Source organism: Methanomassiliicoccus luminyensis B10 (assembly GCF_000308215.1).
GTDB lineage: Archaea > Thermoplasmatota > Thermoplasmata > Methanomassiliicoccales > Methanomassiliicoccaceae > Methanomassiliicoccus > Methanomassiliicoccus luminyensis.
The window spans coordinates 1-15292 of sequence record NZ_CAJE01000018.1; the positions used below are offsets into that span (position 1 = coordinate 1).

A 15292-nucleotide genomic window follows, 5' to 3' on the forward strand; every position below is an offset into this window, starting at 1 on the left:
GGTAGTCGCGGACGACGGTCCCCTCGCCGATGTCGCAGTCGACTATGGAGTAGTACTTAGCTAAGAGCTTCATTACGCGGCCTTCAAACCTCTTTTATGGGCATAAGGTTTGCTACATTGGCCACAATACACTACGGGAACGGCCGGAGAACGACGCTCCGAGGACCACGAGAACTCTGAATAAGAAAAGCACCGGGCCTCTCGGGGACCCTGGAACTTGTTGGCGCTTCAGCACGGTCCGGGCATGCGCATCGAGGATTCCATCAGATGCCCATTACCGACGAGAAGCTCTGGCAGCTGTTCTTGGTGGCGCCGCAGTAGGGACAGTGCCAGTCGTCCGGTAGATCCTCGAACGCCGTTCCGGGAGGTATTCCGTGGTCAGGGTCGCCTACCTCGGGGTCGTACACATAGCCACAGATGGGGCAAACGTACTTTTCCATCTCCATAGCAATCGTGGCTATATGATATTGTTTTGAATAAGTAGTTTTCCTATAGATTATAGTTTAAGCACATCGATATCGAGCCTAGCCCTCGCCGTAACCGGATCGCATCAGGCCGCCGAGTTGACGCTGACCTCCACCGGAACGGCCGGTCGGGCGCCGAGCTCGATGAGCGGCGCTCGGCCATCGTGATCGTGCACGTCAATAGCCTATAGCATATAGACAAATGCTGTCAAGTTTAAAGCCACGGCCCTCAGCGCGACACTCCCGTCCCACTGTGGCAGGCTTATTAATCGGCACGCTGTTACAAGGGACCAGAATGTTGGTCAGTGTCGTCTTGAACATCATGAACGAGGAGGATAACATCGCCGACCTCCTGGACAGCCTGGTGATCCAGGAACCGCCCGTTGACGTCGTGGTGGTCGACGCCGCGTCCAGGGACCGCACCCGGGAGATCGTTCTGCGGTACGCCAATAAGTATCCGTTCATCCGCCTTTTCGTGCAGCCCGGCAGCAGGGGGGTGAGCACCAACTTCGGGATATCCAAGGCCCAGGGGGAGGTAGTCGCCTTCACCGGCGGGGACGACATCGCCAACCCCAACTGGGTGAAGGAGCTCCGGAGATCGTTCGACCAGGGGGCGGACATCGTGGCGGGGCGGTCGCTGATGATCGGCCTGAAGGCCTGGGAGGAGCTGGACAGGGTAGAGCTGTTGCACAAGGGGTTCGACTGCTCTTACCCGTCGGCGAACATCGCGTTCCGCAAAGAGATCCTGGAGGAGCTGGGCGGGTTCGATACCTGGTTCATCACCGCCGAGGATATCGACCTGAACTACCGGGCCGTGGACGCCGGGCACAAGATCATCTACAACAACGACGCCGTCGTATACCGCAGGACCAAGTCCACCGTCTACGCGTTCTTTAAGCAGGCGTTCTGGAACGGGGCGGGGAGGAAGCAGCTCACCCTGAAGCACGGGAACCTCTGGGGCAAGTACGACCCCCTGAAGATGTTCAAGCAGAAGATGACGTTCTGGGCCCTCCTGAGGCTCATCGTAGCGCTCATGGGATACATAGGCTTCAAGCTCTTCAAGGACAAGGGGCCCTACGGCAGGAAAGGCCAGAACAAGGTCCGGCATCAGTAGGTGTCTTCCCAGTAGCTCTCTTCCCGGTAGGGCCGCTCCCGGTAGGCCCACTTCAGCTCGGCGATTATCTCGGCGATGGTAGCGAAGATCAGCGGTGCCATAATGCTCCAGACCAGCCCGTTGGTCATGCCTGCCCTCCTCAGCACAAAATACACCACCCCGAAGATGATGATGGCCGGCAGATGGGGTTCTAGAACCTCGAAGACCTCCTCGGCGGCGCCCCTCGTTCCCATGTAATGCATGCACCACTTTTTGGCGCCGGCAGTATTTCTGATTTCCTGGCCATTCTCTGTGGGGCAGATTTATATTCTGAAAACTTATTGAATGCCCATCTTGAAGCTGAGCGTAATAATTCCCACGCTGAACGAGGAAGAGTGCATCGCCCAGGTCATCCAGGAGGTCGCCTCGAACCTCCAGGGGAAGGGGTTCGAGTATGAGATCATGATCGTCGACGGCATGTCCAAGGACCGGACCAGGGACATAGCCAGGGAGATGGGCGCGGTCGTGGTGGAGGAGCCCCGGAGAGGGTATGGGCGCGCCTACAAGACCGGCTTCGAGAAGGCCCGGGGCGAGATTATCGCCACTATGGACGGCGACTGCACCTACCCCGCGGAATCGATCGCCCCGCTCATGGAGATGCTGGCGCGGGAGGACCTGGAGTTCATCACCACCGACCGCTTCGGGCACATGGAGGAGGGGGCCATGTCCGACATGCACAAGATCGGGAACCTGGCTCTCTCGTTCTTCACCCGGCTGCTGTTCGGCCGGATCATCAGGGACTCCCAGAGCGGCATGTGGGTGTTCAGGAAGGACGCGCTGCCGAAGATCAACGTAAAGGATGACGGGATGCCGTTCTCCGAGGAGATCAAGATAGAGGCGTTCAGGAAGCTGCGCTCCAAGGAGGTAATGATCGCCTACCGCCGCCGCATGGGGGAGGTGAAGCTGTCCTCCTGGAGGGACGGATGGAACAACTTCAAGTTCCTATGGCACAAGCGGTTCCGGGGCCCTAGAGATAAGTCCTTGCGAGCCTCACGGTCTCCCTGAGGCTGTCCATCACCGTGCTGTTGTAGAAGCTGGCCGCAGGGTGATATGCGGGGATGAGGTCGATCTCCTTCCCCCTTATGACCACCTTGGTAGGCCGGTTGGCCTCGGCCGCCATGCTGATGTCCCGCTTCAGCAGGTCCTTCGCCGCCGAACGCCCCAGCGTGATGATGACCTTTCTATCCTTGAGCTCCTCCTCGAGGCAGGGCCAGCAGGCCTCCATCTCCGCCGCGGTGGGAGGGCGGTTGTTGGGAGGGCGGCACTTCACCGTATTGGTGATGAACACTCTGGAGCGGGGGAGGCCTCCCTCCTCCAGAATCTTGGTGAGGACCTTGCCGGAGCGGCCGACGAAGGGACGCCCCAGCTTATCCTCCTCCGCGCCGGGGGCCTCTCCCACCAGGGCTATCGGCGAGCTTGGATCGCCGTCCGGCCGCACCACCCGGGAACGGCCCTCGCACAACGAGCAGCGCCGGCAGTCCTCAGGCGGGTTCATCGCTTCAGGACCTCTTCCGCCGTGATCAGCGAGGATAGCTTCACGCCCATGTCGCTCAGCTTCTGCTCCCCCCCCTCCTGGCGGTTGACCACGCAGAACACCCTGTTCACCCTTCCCCCGGCGGCGCGGACGATGTCGATCGCCCCGGCCACCGAGCCGGCGGAGGTGATGACGTCCTCCACCACGAGGACCTCGTCGCCCGCGCTGAGCTGGCCTTCGATCATCTTCTGGGTGCCGTGATCCTTCTTCTCCTTGCGCACCATGATGTAAGGCGCCTTGGTGCGGAGGGACAGCGCCACCGCCAGGGGTATCGAGCCGAGCACCACCCCGGCGATCTTGTCGTACCGGACGCCCTGGAGCTCCAGCTCGCGGGCCATCTCATCGGCGATGACCTCCAGGACATAGGGGTCGGTGCTGGCCTTCTTGATATCGATGTAATACGGGCTATTCTTCCCCGACGCCAGGGTGAAGTCCCCGTACATGAGCGCGCTGCATCGGACCAGCGCTTCCTTGATCCTCGTGTTCATTGTGCTCACCAAGGCTCCTTCTTCTTCCCCAGCTTGTAACCTATTATGTTCACCGCCCGGTGCAGCAGGGGCACGAACACCAGCAGGACGATGAGCGCGACCAGGCCGTCCCCGTTGACGTAGGTCGCGGCGACCCAGGAGGGGTGGAACAGCGCGGTCAGGAGCAATGCCCCGGCCACGAAGTCGTACTGGTCGAGGACGGGCGCCTTCTGGCCCCGCTCCATGCCCAGCCGCCGCTTGATGAAAGCGCCGGCCATGTCCCCCAGGAGAGAGCCGAGCGCTAGGGTGACGACCACCCCGACGCTTCCGGGCCATCTGCCATAGTCCGGGAAATCGGAGGGGGCGAACTCGAAGATCGCTGTCAGGAACAGCCCGAACGCTATGCCCGTCGCCACCCCGCCGATGAGGCCGCGCCAGGTCTTGCCGTCTCCCAGTATCCTCTTCCCCCTCCAGGACCGCCCGAAGTCCACCGGGGTCCCGCCGCCGAACAGCACTGCGGCGGAGTTAGGGATCAAGGCGGGCAGGAACAGCACGATGCCGCTCAAGGCGGCCAGGATGAGGTCCATCGGCGCGGTCAATCCACCCTCGTAAATATTATGATTCCCCTACCCGGCCGCGGGAGCGGTCTCGGGCCTGGGAGGTCATTGCTCCGTCCGCGCGGAGGAATTGGGCTCATCCTCGGCCTTCTCTGCCACGGCCGCTTTCCTCCGGGGGTTGGCGGGATACCAGCCCTTGCGGACCCGCTCCTCCTGGTGGAACAGCTCGCCTATGCTCCACAGGAGGGAGAAGCCCAGCACCGCCAGCAAGGCCGACGCGACGATCTCGCCGACGAACAGGGACAGCGCGATGGATGCCGCCCCGGCCGCCAGGAACGCGGGCCATATGCGCTTGCCGAAATGGTACTCGCCCTTGATCACCACCGGGTGCAGGAGCCCGATGATCAGGAACGCGCCTGCTCCGATGATGACGCCCTCGAAGATCATGCTCACCACTTGGTGCCGTTCGCCGTGGCGGCGGCGCGCTCCTGGTCCGACATGGCCGCCAGGGACTTGACCTTTTTGACGTCGAGGTCCAGCGCCTCGGAGAGCCTGGTGCCGTACTCCTTGTCAGCCTTGTAGAACAGGGCGGTCTGGCGGTACTGGATGCGCTTCAGCGCTCCTCCCATATGCCCGGCCAGGTTGGATATGAGGTGGTCGCGGTCATAGTCGCTCAGCACCCTGCGCCATATCTCCCCAGCCTGGAAGAAGTCATCGTCATCCGTTTCCGGCACCCGGTGCCGGGCGATGGCGGCGTCCCGGAAGGTTATGACCGGAGCTTCGGGAATGCCGTCTGCCTCGCCGTACGGGTTCACCGAGTTGGGATAGTAGTTCGCGGTGGGGCCGAAGTTGCGGCCGGTGTTCATGTGCCCGTCGCGCTCGTTCGAGTACACCGTGGTGCCCTTGGGCTGGTTCACCGGGATCATCTCGGAGTTGACGCCCAGCCGGTAGCGGTGGGCATCGTTGTAGGCGAACAGCCTGGCCTGGAGCATCTTGTCCGGGGACGGGTAGATGCCCGGAACGATGTTGGATGGGGCGAAGGCGGCCTGCTCGACCTCGGCGAAGAAGTTCTCGGGGTTCTTGTTCAGGACTATCCTCCCCACCCTGATGAGGGGGAAGTCCTTGTGGAACAGCACCTTGGTCACGTCGAAGGGGTCGAAGCGGTACTTCTTGGCCTGCTGGGGGGTCATGATCTGCACGTACGCCGTCCAGGACGGGTAATCGCCCTTTTCTATAGACTCGAACAGATCTCTGGTGGAGTGGTCCGGGTCGCTGCCGGCCAGCTCCTCCGCTTCCTGGGCGGTGAGGTTCTTGATCCCCTGGTCGGTCTTGAAGTGCCACTTGAACCACCATGTCTCCCCCTTGTCATTGTAGAACATCCAGGTGTTGGAGGCGAACCCGTTCATATGCCGGAAGTTGGCCGGGGTCCCGCGGTCCGAGAAGAGGAAGGTGACCTGATGCACCGATTCAGGGGTCAGGGAAAGGAAGTCCCAGAACATGGTGGCATCCTTCAGGCCGGTCTGGGGGTCCCTCTTCTGGGTATGAATGAAGTCGGGGAACTTTATGGCGTCACGTATGAAGAATATGGGAGTGTTGTTCCCCACGATGTCATAGTTCCCGTCCTCGGTGTAGATCTTTATGGCGAAGCCGCGAGGGTCCCGGGCCGAGTCAGCGGACCCCTTCTCCCCGCCCACCGTAGAGAAGCGAATGAACAGGGGCGTCTTCTTGCCCACCTTGTTGAGGAACTTGGCACAGGTGTATTTCGAGATGTCGTCGGTGACCTCGAAATATCCGTACGCGCCGGCGCCCTTGGCATGCACGATCCTCTCCGGTATCCTCTCCCTGGTGAAGTGGGCCAGCTTCTCTACGAGGTAGGTGTCCTGCAGCATCACGTAGCCGGAGTTCTCGGTGGTCTTGGCAGTGACCGAGGTCTGGTCGTCCGTGACCGGCCTCCCCACCGCAGTGGTCATGCTCTGCTTCGACGAGGCTTTTGCCGCTTTTCCTCCCTTGACCGACTTGGCTTTCGTCACTTGGGCGGTCTTGCTCTTCTTTTTCTCCACGTGCTGTCCTTTGGTCCGTGCCATGCCATCCCACCTTTTTTCGTATCCCCGCGCTCCTCGAACGTGCTGACATCGTCCCTCAGCCGACGGAAGCCATGGTCACGCCGGGAACAGAAGAGAGATGCCTACGAAGTCGACATCTGTGTGGATAGAAATTGGACGTCATTCCCAATAAGGTTTACCGACGGCCCGGGCCCGGGATCTTCCTTGACATCTTTTGGAGGGCCGATGTTGGAAGGAAGGCTGCAGCGACCGTGTGAAAGCGGGTAGAGATGGGGTCGCTTAAAGGAAGCTTCACATCATCGCTGTGATAAATTATCGGAAAGGACCGAATATATCTTCGTTCGTAGTGTTAAGTAACTCCGCGTTCATCTCGATAGCAGGATGCCTTAAAAACGCTCTATGGATGAGGGTGGACCACTCTTGAACCAGATCATGGACAACCCAGTCAATAATTCCGTCGTTGCGTTTGGAAGCGCCATTGGACTGGCCGGACTGATCATGGGCAATCTATGGGCCTACGTCGACGGTCTTTTCGATTGGTTCAGCATCGGCGTGGGGATCGTTATCGCTCTGTTGGTCTTCATGGCCGTCCCCGGCAGAATGGAGATCATCGGTCGACCCAAGCGGGTGGAGGTGACCGATACTGGAGCGATAATGCATCAGAAGCTAGGCAGGAAGCCGGTGTTCGTGCCGTGGTCGGCGATAGTGAAATTGAACTTCCGTCCATGCGCGCCCAGCGAGAGGACCTGGACCTCCAGGGATGGCTTCCTGTTCGTGACAGAGAAGAAACGCTTCACCATCAGCTGGAAGATAGCCGAGGCGATACGTGAGCGGTATTGGGCCCAGTATGGCAGGTATCCGCCGAACGAATCCGTCGGAACGAGCGCTCCCAAGCCGGAATCCGGACCGTATGGAAGCCGTTGATCGGAGATCGATATGGGTTCGCAACCATTCGGCTGTCGGACCAATAAATGGCCGCATTCGATACCGAGGAAAAACAGAAAGGTTAGGAAGCGGTTTACTCAGTTGCCTCTTTAACAGCAGGCGACGCCTTCGCCGCCTTGCGCACCGGGAACAGCGGGATGACCGGACGACCGAGCGCCTCATTCAGGACCTGACCCATGGCAAGGTAGATCGCGCTGATGCCGGGCACCAGTCCGAGGAAGCCCGCCGCGGTCTTCAGGCCGGCGAGCTCGAAGTAGTCGGCTACGGCCAGGACGAAGAAGGTGGCCGCCAGTGAGCCGAAGACCAGCTGCATGGCCCGGTTGGTGTTCAGAGTACCCACGAACATGTAGGCGGTGAACACGCCCCACAGGAGCAGAAACACCCCCATGACCTGGGCGCTCTCCGGGCCGGACAAGCCGAGGCGGGGGAGCAGGTTGATACCGACGAGCACCACCCAGAAGACCCCATACGAGGTGAACGCGGTGAGCCCGAAGGTGTTCCCCTTCTTCCATTCCATCAGTCCGGCGGTTATCTGGGCGGCCCCGCCGTACAGCAAACCCATCATCAGGATGGCCCCGCCCATGGCGAAGAACCCGGCATTGCTCAAGCTCAAAAGTATGGTGGTCATTCCGAACCCCATCAGCCCGAGGGGGGCGGGGTTCGCGGTGGTGTCATTGTTCATGGCATCATCCCGAGGTAGCCCCGCTATGCCGAGCAGGGATATGAAGCCTGGTCCGGCAATCCGGCGGTCAAGAAGCGATATGTTGCTTGACGACCGTCATCGGCCCTTGGTCGCGAAGAACTTCAGGACATCGTTGACCGGCGCCTCGGTGGCGGACATCTCTAGGCGGTCCGCGAACTGCTGGGCCCGGCGGTCCAATATCACTGCGGCCCCGACGTCCGTCTCCGTGCGGATCAGGCGGCCCACCGCCTGCAGCAGCTTCCTGGTGACGGGGGCCTTGACGGTGTACTCCCACCCCCTGCCGAACTTGATCTCGTAGTAGTGCAGCAGGGCCCGTTGCTTGGCGGTGGGCTTGGGGTACGGTATCCCCTCTATGACCGCGACCTCCAGCTCTCGGTCGGGGAAATCGACGCCCTCGCTCACCCTCCCGCCCATCACCGCGAACAGGACCGCGCCCTCCGAGGAGGATTTGAACTTCTCCACCTCTGCCATCAGCTCGGTCTGGGGCATGCCTCTTCTCTCCATGTGCACCTTGCGGCGGATCCGGCGCAGCACCCCGTCCTGCAGGAACCGGTCCATGAGCTGGTATGATGGGAAGAACACCACGATGTGGCGGTCCAGGGTGTTGCACAGCGCTACCGTATGGTCCTCCATTTTTGGTATGATCCCCTCGTCCTTGATGATGTCCTCGTAGCGCGTGGTGACGTCCTCCAGGTACAGCACCCGACGGTTCTCCTGGGCGAGGGGGGACGGGAAGGTCAGCATCTTAGACGACGCGGGGAGCCCGATGGAGTCGCGGTACTCGTTCAGCGGGACCAGCGTGCCGGACATGTGCACGGAGGCGAAGCAGTCCGTGACCGCCTGGCAGGCCAGGGAGGGGTCCATGCAATACGCCTCGAAGGCAGGGTTCTCGCCCCCCACCACGAGCTTGACGTAGCACTCCTCGTCAAGCTCGAGCCAGAACAGCAGGAAACCCCCGAGCGAGTGTATGTACGAGCGGGGCAGCCTCCCTTGTTTCTTCTTGCCCTCCCTGATGGTCTCGCCATAAACCATCATGGATTTGGCCGCCGAGGCCAGCGCGGCACTGGTGGCGGTGAAGGAGGCCATCAGCCCTTCCTCCAGGAAGGGCGGGGGGATGAGGCCGTCGTCCTCGATAAGGAACTCATCCAGGGCGGCCCGGAGCCGCTGCTCCGCTACCTCCACGAAGTCCATGACGCTCACGCCCTTCATCACCTCGGGGTCGCCGAACTCCTCCACCTCTTTCCTCACCAGGCCCAGCAGCCGGGAGGACAGCGAGACGGAGCGTATCTCCCTGGCGTACTCCGGCAGATTGTGGGCCTCGTCCACGATGAGCACGGTGTCGGTGATCGGCACATTCAGCCAGTCCAGGAGGTTGTGCCGGATGAACGGCATGAAGAAGTAGGCATAGGGGGCCGTGACCACCCGGGCCTGGGGCAGGAGGTCTTTGATCAGCTCGTGGGGGCACAGCCCCTTCTTGTCGCAATAGCCCACGAATTCCTCCACCGTGGGGAGGTTGTCCCGGCAGTATCGCTCCGCCTCCTTCGGATCGGTCTCCATCATCTTCTCGAAGAAGCGGCACCCCCCGGGCTTCCCTTCGGCCGAGCGCGCTTTCCGCTCGGCGCACAGCTTGGACAGCTCCTCCGGCGAACCGGACCGGAGCTCGGGGTCCCTCTGGATCAGCGGGCAGGTGCTTTGGCGCCCTTGTATCCCCAGCCCCAGCACGGGGTGCGACTGGCCGATCTTCCTCAGCTCCAGCATGACCTGTCGCTGCTGGGAGTTCGTCCGGGTGAGGTAGATCACTTTCTTGTCCTGCTCCAGGGCGGCCTGCAGGACCCCTGTCAGGGAGCATACGGTCTTCCCCGTCCCGGTGCCCGACTCCACCACCAGGTGGCCGCGGTACCTCACGCTGGACGCTATCGAGCTCACCAGGTCCTTCTGGAACGGGCGGGGCGCGTAGGGGAAGAGGTCCATCCAATCCTTTCAACGTCAGGAGCTAGATGACCGTTTCGGTGGGTTCGCCGAATTATGCTCAAAAGGTGAAAAGAAAGAAGGAGATTGGAAAAGAAGTTCAGCTGCTGTTGCGCTGCCAGGCCTCGGCGTCGAGCTCGTCGTAGACCGAGCTCACGTCCTCCGCCTCGGCGTCCATGGCCGACCCGCCCTCGATCAGCTCGGTGATGCGCTCCTTGCGGAACAGCCAGTAGTGGATCCTCCACTCGCGGCCGTCGTACAGGGTGGTCTCCTCCCTCTCGGTCGTGAGGATCCCGGTGTCCTCGAGCATGTAGAACGCATCCCTGTCCTCCGGCTCGAGTATGTTGTCAATGATCCTCTCGCTATAACCAAAGAAGTTGAGGATGTGCTGCGCCATATGCTTCGCTTGCTCTTCCGGCATTCCTTCCCTGTCGATGCCGTTGCGAATGGCCACGGTCAGATCGTCCAGGGTCAAGGTGTCCATTTTCCCCGCCTTCTCACTTTTTGCCATTGTCTTTCCCCTCTGACTCTTCGTTATAGTTTAATCTGGATGGGCCCTTATTATCAGGCCGATGATTCACTTGGGAACAACTTATATAAACAAGTATAGAGATAATTATCAATTTATAGAATTCATCGATATTCTTTTTATACGGTCCCGTACAGAAAGACATGTTTTAGACCGTTCAGTCTTGCAAGGCTCACTATAAAAGGGGATGAGCCCTCATTATCATTTCAGGTAATTATGACGATAGCAGAGTTCAGCGTGGTGCCCATCGGAGCGGGGGAGTCATTGAGCCCATACGTGGCGGAGTGCCTCAGGATCGTCAGGGAGAGCGGGCTCAAGTACGAGTTCACCCCCACCAGCACCATCCTGGAGGGCGGCTATGACGAGGTCATGAGCGTCATCGGCAAGTGCCACAAGAAGGTGAGATCCATGTCCAATCGTGTCCTGACGTCCGTGAAGATCGACGACCGCGGCGGGGCCCAGCACGAGATAGAGCGCAAGGTCCAGAGCGTGGAAGACCAGCTGCAGTGAGTCTCTAAGCCCGAACGGTCGAACCGCAACGATTTTAGCCGCCCCGCCCTTCCGCGTGCTGAGATAGCGCATGCCACACTCTCCATCCCTCCCCTGGGAGCAGCAGCACCGGTACGCCATCCTGCTGCTGGTGCTCGCAGGGGTGTTCATGTCGGTCCTCGACAGCACGGTCGTCACCATCGCGCTGCCGAGCATCACCGCCGACCTTGGCGTGGACATTGCCCTCTCCCAATGGGTCGTCTCCATCTACCCGGTGGTGGAGACCGCGTTCATAATCATCTTCGCCAAGCTGGCCGAACGCACGGGAATGGCGGCCATGTACACCGCGGGCTTGGGGATGTTTACCGTCTCCTCCCTGATGTGCGGCCTCTCCGCCAGCTTGGGCCAGCTGGTGCTGTTCCGGGTCATCCAGGGGCTGGCGGCCGCGATGATGTTCGGCATCTCCTTCGCCATCTGCTTCAGGGTGTTCCCCCACGGGGAGAGGGGCAAGGCCCTGGGCATCCTGGGGTCCTGCGTGGCCGTGGCCATGATGATCGGCCCGCCCGTGGGAGGGTTCCTCGTCGCCGCCCTGGGATGGGAGTACATCTTCTGGATCAACGTCCCGGTGGGCGTGGTCGCCACCGCTGCGGCCCTCCGAGTGATGAAGCTGAACGAGAAAAAGGCCGACCGCCTGGACCTCGACCTAGTGGGGTCGGTGCTGTGGGTCGCCGCCGTCATCACTGTGATGCTGGTGCTGGGCCAGGTGGCTGAGACCGGAAGGATGGACGCGCTGAGCGTGGCATACCTCATCGCCTTCGCCGCGTCCCTGGGCGGCTTCATCGCATGGACAAGAAAAGCTTCCAGGCCGTTGCTGGACCTCTCGGTGTTCCGGATCCGCAGCTTCACCCTCGGAAACCTGAGCATGGCCATGTACTTCATCACCACCAGCGTGGTCTCCATCGTGGGGCCTTTCTATTACGAGGGGTCGCTGGGCTACGGCCCCATGGAGGTTGGCCTGATATTCATGGTCCTGCCGGCGGTGATGATGGTCCTGTCGCCGTTCACCGGCCGCATGTACGACCGGGGCCGCTCCAGCAAGCTCCTCAGCACCTATGGGCAACTGCTCAGGGCCGGTTCCCTGTTCCTCCTGGCGTACGCGTTCGTGTCCGCCGACGTGGTCCTCTCCCTGGCCGCCTTCTTCATCATGGGCGTGGGGAGCGCGGTGTTCAAGAGCCCCAACGAGGCCGAGGTCATGTCGGCGCTGCCGCGGGAGAAGACCGGCGTGGCCTCCAGCGTGACCGCCACCGTAAGGAACATGTGCATAGGCATGGGGCTGTCCGTCGGAACGCTCCTGCTGGTCCTGCAGATGGGGCAGGTCGACTATTCCGCCGTTCACGGCGGTCCGCTGATGGACGAGCTGGCCATGGCGGCCGCCGTCGCCATGGCGGTGAGCGGCGCAATGTCCCTGGCCGGCGCGTACATGTCCTACAAAGGCAACCCGCAGATCAGAGCGGCGGACCGGCAGGGAAGCTAAGGGGTGCCGGGCAGAGCGCTCACTGTCAATCGGAATATAAGAAATGGGAAGGGGGCGGGCTCTCGCCCGACGTTCAAATCTGCAGGTATTCGCGGGTGCCCAGCTTGGACAGCTGAATGGAGCGGACCTCGCGGAAGTCCTTGCTGGCCAGCATCGCCTTGACCACGTCGTCCCCCGCGGGATGGTCGACAGAGATCAGGAGAAGCGCCTTGCCGCCCTTCTCCTCCCTGCCCAGGCCCATGCGGGCGATGTTGATGCCTTTGTTCCCCAGGATCGTCCCCACCTTGCCGATGACGCCGGGGACGTCGGAGTGCATGGACATCAGGAAGTCGCCCTCCAGGGGCATATCCAGGTCGAACTCGTCGATGCCCAGCATCCTTGGTTCCGACCCGGGGAAGGCGGTCCCGCGGACCTCCCTCTTGACCCCATCGGACTGCAGGGACACCGAGATCATGTTCACGTAGCGCTTGGACTCCTCGACCTTTGTCTCCACGATCTGGATGCCCTTCTCCTTGGCGATCATCTCGGCGTTGATGATGTTGGGCTGCTCGCCGGAGAGGTTCGAGAGCACGCCCATGAGCGCGGACACCGTGATCATCTTGGTGTCCACCGCGGCCAGCTCGCCGTGCACGGTGACCTCGATCTTGGCGATGGGGGAGTCGGTGAGCTGCACCGCGAAGGCACCCAGGCGCTCGGCCACGGAGACGAACGGAATGACCTTGGGGTCCATGCCCCGGACCGGGGCGTTGACGGCGTTGGAGATCTTGTGGTCGATGAGGAACAGCTTCACTGCCTCGGCCATCTCCACCGACACCTTCTCCTGCGCCTCCCTGGTGGACGCGCCGAGATGCGGGGTCACCACGATGTTGTCCAGGGTGAGGAGCTTGGAGCCGGCGGGCGGCTCCTTCTCGAACACGTCCAGGGCGGCGCCGGCGATCTTCTTGTCCTTAAGCGCCTCGTAGAGCGCCTCCTCGTCGATCAGCTCGCCCCTGGCGACGTTGAGTATCATGGTGGTGGGCTTCATCCTGGCGATGAGGTCCTTGTTCACCAGATGGTGAGTGCCCGGGGTCAGCGCGGCGTGGATGGTGATGACGTCGGCCTCCTCGACCACCTGCTCCAGCGGCATGAGCCTGACGCCCAGCTTGACGGCGACCTCGGGCGGGATGTAGGGGTCGTAGCCGATGAGCTTCATCCCGAAGGACTTGGAGCGCTTGGCCACCTCGCCGCCCACCCGGCCGATGCCGATGATGCCCAGCGTCTTGCCGTTAAGCTCGACGCCGGTGAACTTGGACCGCTTCCACTGCCCGGCCTTGAGGGAATCGTTGGCCGGCACCACGTTGCGGGCCAGGGCCAGCATCATGGCCATGGTGTGCTCCGCCGCGGAGATGATGTTGGCCGCAGGGGTGTTCATGACCAGAACGCCTCTCCTGGTGGCGGCCTTGACGTCGACGTTGTCCACGCCCACGCCGGCCCTGCCCACCACCTTGAGGTTCTTCCCCGCCTCGATCACGTCGGCGGTGACCTTGGTCCCGGAGCGGATGATGAGAGCATCGTACCCGCCTATGATCTTTATGAGCTCATCGTGAGGGATGTTGGGCTTGACGTCCACCTGGACCTTGCCCCCCCTCCTCAGCATTTCGAGGCCCTCTTCCGAGAGCTCGTCGGTTACAAGCAACTTGATCATTTCTGACCCTCCAATACTTCGTCGATGTTCTTGAGCAGACCCCTGACCTCTTCCACGGTCAGGTCGCCCATGTGGCCGATGCGGAACGTGGTCTCTTTGATGTCCCCATAGCCGTTGGAGATCTCGTAGCCGCGCTCCTTGAGGCCTTTCTGCAGTTTGCTGAAGTCAACGCTTCCGCGCTGTATAACAGTGATGGTGTCGGACATGTACCCGGGCTCGGCGTACAGGCCCAGGTTCTTCTTGGCCCAGTTCCGCACCATCTCGGCCATCTGGCGGTGCCGGGCGTAGCGGTTGGCCATGCCCTCCCTGAGGCACCTGTCCAGCTGGAAGTCGAGGCCGTACAGGAGCGACACGGGGGGAGTGGTGAGCGAGTAGTTCTTGTCGGCCATCTTCTTCATCTGCACCAGGTCGAAATAGTAGCCGCGGTTGGGCACGCTCTCGGCCTTCTTAAGCAGGCGGTCGGAGCAGCACATGATGGCCAGGCCCGGAGGCAGCGCCAGGGCCTTCTGGGTCCCGAACACCAGGGCGTCGGGCTCCAGCTCCCTGAGCTTCAGGTCGGTGCCGTACGCGGCGGTGACCGCGTCTATGAAGATAAAGGGGTCGTGCTTCTCCCTGACGGCCTTGGCGATCTCGCCCACCGGGTTCAGGACAGCGGTGGAAGACTCATTGGCCACCATGGTCACGGCCTCGATGCCGTCGTCGAGGTGCGGGACCACATCAGCGGGCTTGATGGCCTTGCCCCAGGCCACCTTGACCTTCCTGACGTCCTTGCCGTTCTCCGTGCCGATGCCTTGCCAGCGGTCGCCGAAGGAGCCGTTGGAGAGGCCAAGCATCCTGGAGCTGACGCCGCTGCGGACGCAGCCCTCCAGGAGCCCGGACGCGGAGGCCGGGGACATCAGGATGTTCAGGTCGGTGTCCAGGGTCTTGTGGAGCTTCTCCACTATCCCTTCCTGCAGCTTCTCGTACTCCTTGCTCCGATGGGTGATCATCGGCTTGGTCATCGATTCGAGGACCTCCTTGCGGACCTCGACAGGACCTACGGTGAACAGTGTGTGAGTCACAGACATCCCCCAAGAATTTTCCGGCGGCCGTTCAGGCGTGCCTCGGGCTGCAGGGGGACATCTGATACCGTCCTCCACATCCAGACCCGCGTCCGCGACCAGCGGCCGTCCTCATGCCCAGCATGCGCACTGTCCCTGACA

General features: G+C 61.7%; 17 protein-coding genes. 5 read left to right on the top strand and 12 right to left on the bottom strand.

The annotated features are described in order from the left end of the window. Positions 1-263 precede the first annotated feature (263 nt). A complete protein-coding gene (gene rd, locus WYS_RS10435; RefSeq protein ID WP_026069023.1) occupies positions 264-440 on the bottom strand; it encodes a rubredoxin in 177 nt (58 codons plus the stop codon). 319 nt (positions 441-759) lie between these two features. Here rd and WYS_RS15095 point away from each other — a divergent pair, with 319 nt between their 5' ends. Beyond that, entirely contained in the window at positions 760-1578 is an 819-nt protein-coding gene (locus WYS_RS15095) for a glycosyltransferase (RefSeq protein ID WP_019178116.1), read from the top strand. Here WYS_RS15095 and WYS_RS10445 read toward each other — a convergent pair. Beyond that, on the bottom strand, positions 1572-1811 hold the full coding sequence (locus WYS_RS10445; RefSeq protein ID WP_147654291.1) for a hypothetical protein: 240 nt from the start codon (positions 1809-1811) through the stop codon (positions 1572-1574). The genes WYS_RS15095 and WYS_RS10445 overlap by 7 nt on opposite strands. Before the next feature lie 91 nt (positions 1812-1902). On the opposite strand from WYS_RS10445, the gene WYS_RS10450 reads away from it, so the two are divergent. Further along, positions 1903-2622 (top strand): glycosyltransferase family 2 protein, encoded by a 720-nt coding sequence (locus WYS_RS10450; protein WP_019178118.1) that lies wholly within the window; start codon positions 1903-1905, stop codon positions 2620-2622. Here WYS_RS10450 and WYS_RS10455 read toward each other — a convergent pair. From WYS_RS10455 to WYS_RS10475, 5 genes are all read right to left on the bottom strand, one after another. Then, complete coding sequence (locus WYS_RS10455; RefSeq protein WP_019178119.1) at positions 2585-3112, bottom strand: uracil-DNA glycosylase; 528 nt, start codon at positions 3110-3112, stop codon at positions 2585-2587. The two genes, WYS_RS10450 and WYS_RS10455, sit on opposite strands and share 38 nt — an antisense overlap. Next, entirely contained in the window at positions 3109-3639 is a 531-nt protein-coding gene (gene pyrE, locus WYS_RS10460; RefSeq protein ID WP_049796340.1) for an orotate phosphoribosyltransferase, read from the bottom strand. The genes WYS_RS10455 and pyrE overlap by 4 nt, the downstream gene beginning before the upstream one ends. Positions 3640-3644: 5 nt before the next feature. Then, positions 3645-4205 carry a CDP-2,3-bis-(O-geranylgeranyl)-sn-glycerol synthase gene (locus WYS_RS10465; protein WP_019178121.1) on the bottom strand — a complete coding sequence of 187 codons (561 nt, stop codon included), beginning with the start codon at positions 4203-4205 and terminating at the stop codon, positions 3645-3647. Between the two features lie 75 nt (positions 4206-4280). After that, complete coding sequence (locus tag WYS_RS15100; RefSeq protein WP_049796338.1) at positions 4281-4622, bottom strand: DUF4491 family protein; 342 nt, start codon at positions 4620-4622, stop codon at positions 4281-4283. Between the two features lie 2 nt (positions 4623-4624). Continuing rightward, a complete protein-coding gene (locus WYS_RS10475; protein ID WP_019178123.1) occupies positions 4625-6259 on the bottom strand; it encodes a catalase in 1635 nt (544 codons plus the stop codon). A 399-nt stretch (positions 6260-6658) separates the two neighbouring features. Here WYS_RS10475 and WYS_RS10480 point away from each other — a divergent pair, with 399 nt between their 5' ends. Next, positions 6659-7162: a hypothetical protein gene (locus WYS_RS10480; RefSeq protein WP_147654292.1), complete on the top strand. Its 504-nt coding sequence runs from the start codon at positions 6659-6661 to the stop codon at positions 7160-7162. Positions 7163-7256: 94 nt separating this feature from the next. On the opposite strand, the gene WYS_RS10485 is transcribed toward WYS_RS10480, so the two are convergent. From WYS_RS10485 to WYS_RS10495, 3 genes are all read right to left on the bottom strand, one after another. Next, positions 7257-7865, bottom strand: coding sequence for an acetate uptake transporter (locus WYS_RS10485; protein WP_019178125.1), 609 nt, complete (start codon positions 7863-7865; stop codon positions 7257-7259). A 96-nt stretch (positions 7866-7961) separates the two neighbouring features. Next, entirely contained in the window at positions 7962-9857 is a 1896-nt protein-coding gene (locus tag WYS_RS10490; RefSeq protein WP_019178126.1) for an ATP-dependent DNA helicase, read from the bottom strand. Positions 9858-9954: 97 nt separating this feature from the next. Continuing rightward, entirely contained in the window at positions 9955-10365 is a 411-nt protein-coding gene (locus tag WYS_RS10495; RefSeq protein WP_019178127.1) for a DUF6015 family protein, read from the bottom strand. 234 nt (positions 10366-10599) lie between these two features. On the opposite strand from WYS_RS10495, the gene WYS_RS10500 reads away from it, so the two are divergent. Beyond that, a complete protein-coding gene (locus tag WYS_RS10500) occupies positions 10600-10893 on the top strand; it encodes an MTH1187 family thiamine-binding protein (RefSeq protein ID WP_019178128.1) in 294 nt (97 codons plus the stop codon). 70 nt (positions 10894-10963) lie between these two features. Further along, on the top strand, positions 10964-12406 hold the full coding sequence (locus tag WYS_RS15105; RefSeq protein WP_019178129.1) for a DHA2 family efflux MFS transporter permease subunit: 1443 nt from the start codon (positions 10964-10966) through the stop codon (positions 12404-12406). A 73-nt stretch (positions 12407-12479) separates the two neighbouring features. Here WYS_RS15105 and serA read toward each other — a convergent pair whose 3' ends face one another. Next, positions 12480-14090, bottom strand: a complete 1611-nt coding sequence (gene serA / locus WYS_RS15110; protein WP_019178130.1) for a phosphoglycerate dehydrogenase — start codon at positions 14088-14090, stop codon at positions 12480-12482. Next, positions 14087-15157 (bottom strand): pyridoxal-phosphate-dependent aminotransferase family protein, encoded by a 1071-nt coding sequence (locus WYS_RS10515; protein ID WP_019178131.1) that lies wholly within the window; start codon positions 15155-15157, stop codon positions 14087-14089. Before WYS_RS10515 ends, serA begins: the two co-directional genes overlap by 4 nt. Positions 15158-15292 lie beyond the last annotated feature (135 nt).

Bases quoted from the DNA above. Each gene is read 5' to 3' on its own strand.
- WYS_RS15100 (WP_049796338.1), bottom strand. From the start codon at position 4,622: ATGATCTTCGAGGGCGTCATCATCGGAGCAGGCGCGTTCCTGATCATC.
- WYS_RS10500 (WP_019178128.1), top strand. From the start codon at position 10,600: ATGACGATAGCAGAGTTCAGCGTGGTGCCCATCGGAGCGGGGGAGTCA.
- rd (WP_026069023.1), bottom strand. From the start codon at position 440: ATGGAAAAGTACGTTTGCCCCATCTGTGGCTATGTGTACGACCCCGAG.
- WYS_RS10490 (WP_019178126.1), bottom strand. From the start codon at position 9,857: ATGGACCTCTTCCCCTACGCGCCCCGCCCGTTCCAGAAGGACCTGGTG.
- pyrE (WP_049796340.1), bottom strand. From the start codon at position 3,639: ATGAACACGAGGATCAAGGAAGCGCTGGTCCGATGCAGCGCGCTCATG.
- WYS_RS10475 (WP_019178123.1), bottom strand. From the start codon at position 6,259: ATGGCACGGACCAAAGGACAGCACGTGGAGAAAAAGAAGAGCAAGACC.
- serA (WP_019178130.1), bottom strand. From the start codon at position 14,090: ATGATCAAGTTGCTTGTAACCGACGAGCTCTCGGAAGAGGGCCTCGAA.
- WYS_RS10445 (WP_147654291.1), bottom strand. From the start codon at position 1,811: ATGGGAACGAGGGGCGCCGCCGAGGAGGTCTTCGAGGTTCTAGAACCC.
- WYS_RS15095 (WP_019178116.1), top strand. From the start codon at position 760: ATGTTGGTCAGTGTCGTCTTGAACATCATGAACGAGGAGGATAACATC.
- WYS_RS10495 (WP_019178127.1), bottom strand. From the start codon at position 10,365: ATGGCAAAAAGTGAGAAGGCGGGGAAAATGGACACCTTGACCCTGGAC.
- WYS_RS10515 (WP_019178131.1), bottom strand. From the start codon at position 15,157: ATGTCTGTGACTCACACACTGTTCACCGTAGGTCCTGTCGAGGTCCGC.
- WYS_RS15105 (WP_019178129.1), top strand. From the start codon at position 10,964: ATGCCACACTCTCCATCCCTCCCCTGGGAGCAGCAGCACCGGTACGCC.
- WYS_RS10485 (WP_019178125.1), bottom strand. From the start codon at position 7,865: ATGAACAATGACACCACCGCGAACCCCGCCCCCCTCGGGCTGATGGGG.
- WYS_RS10455 (WP_019178119.1), bottom strand. From the start codon at position 3,112: ATGAACCCGCCTGAGGACTGCCGGCGCTGCTCGTTGTGCGAGGGCCGT.
- WYS_RS10450 (WP_019178118.1), top strand. From the start codon at position 1,903: ATGCCCATCTTGAAGCTGAGCGTAATAATTCCCACGCTGAACGAGGAA.
- WYS_RS10465 (WP_019178121.1), bottom strand. From the start codon at position 4,205: ATGGACCTCATCCTGGCCGCCTTGAGCGGCATCGTGCTGTTCCTGCCC.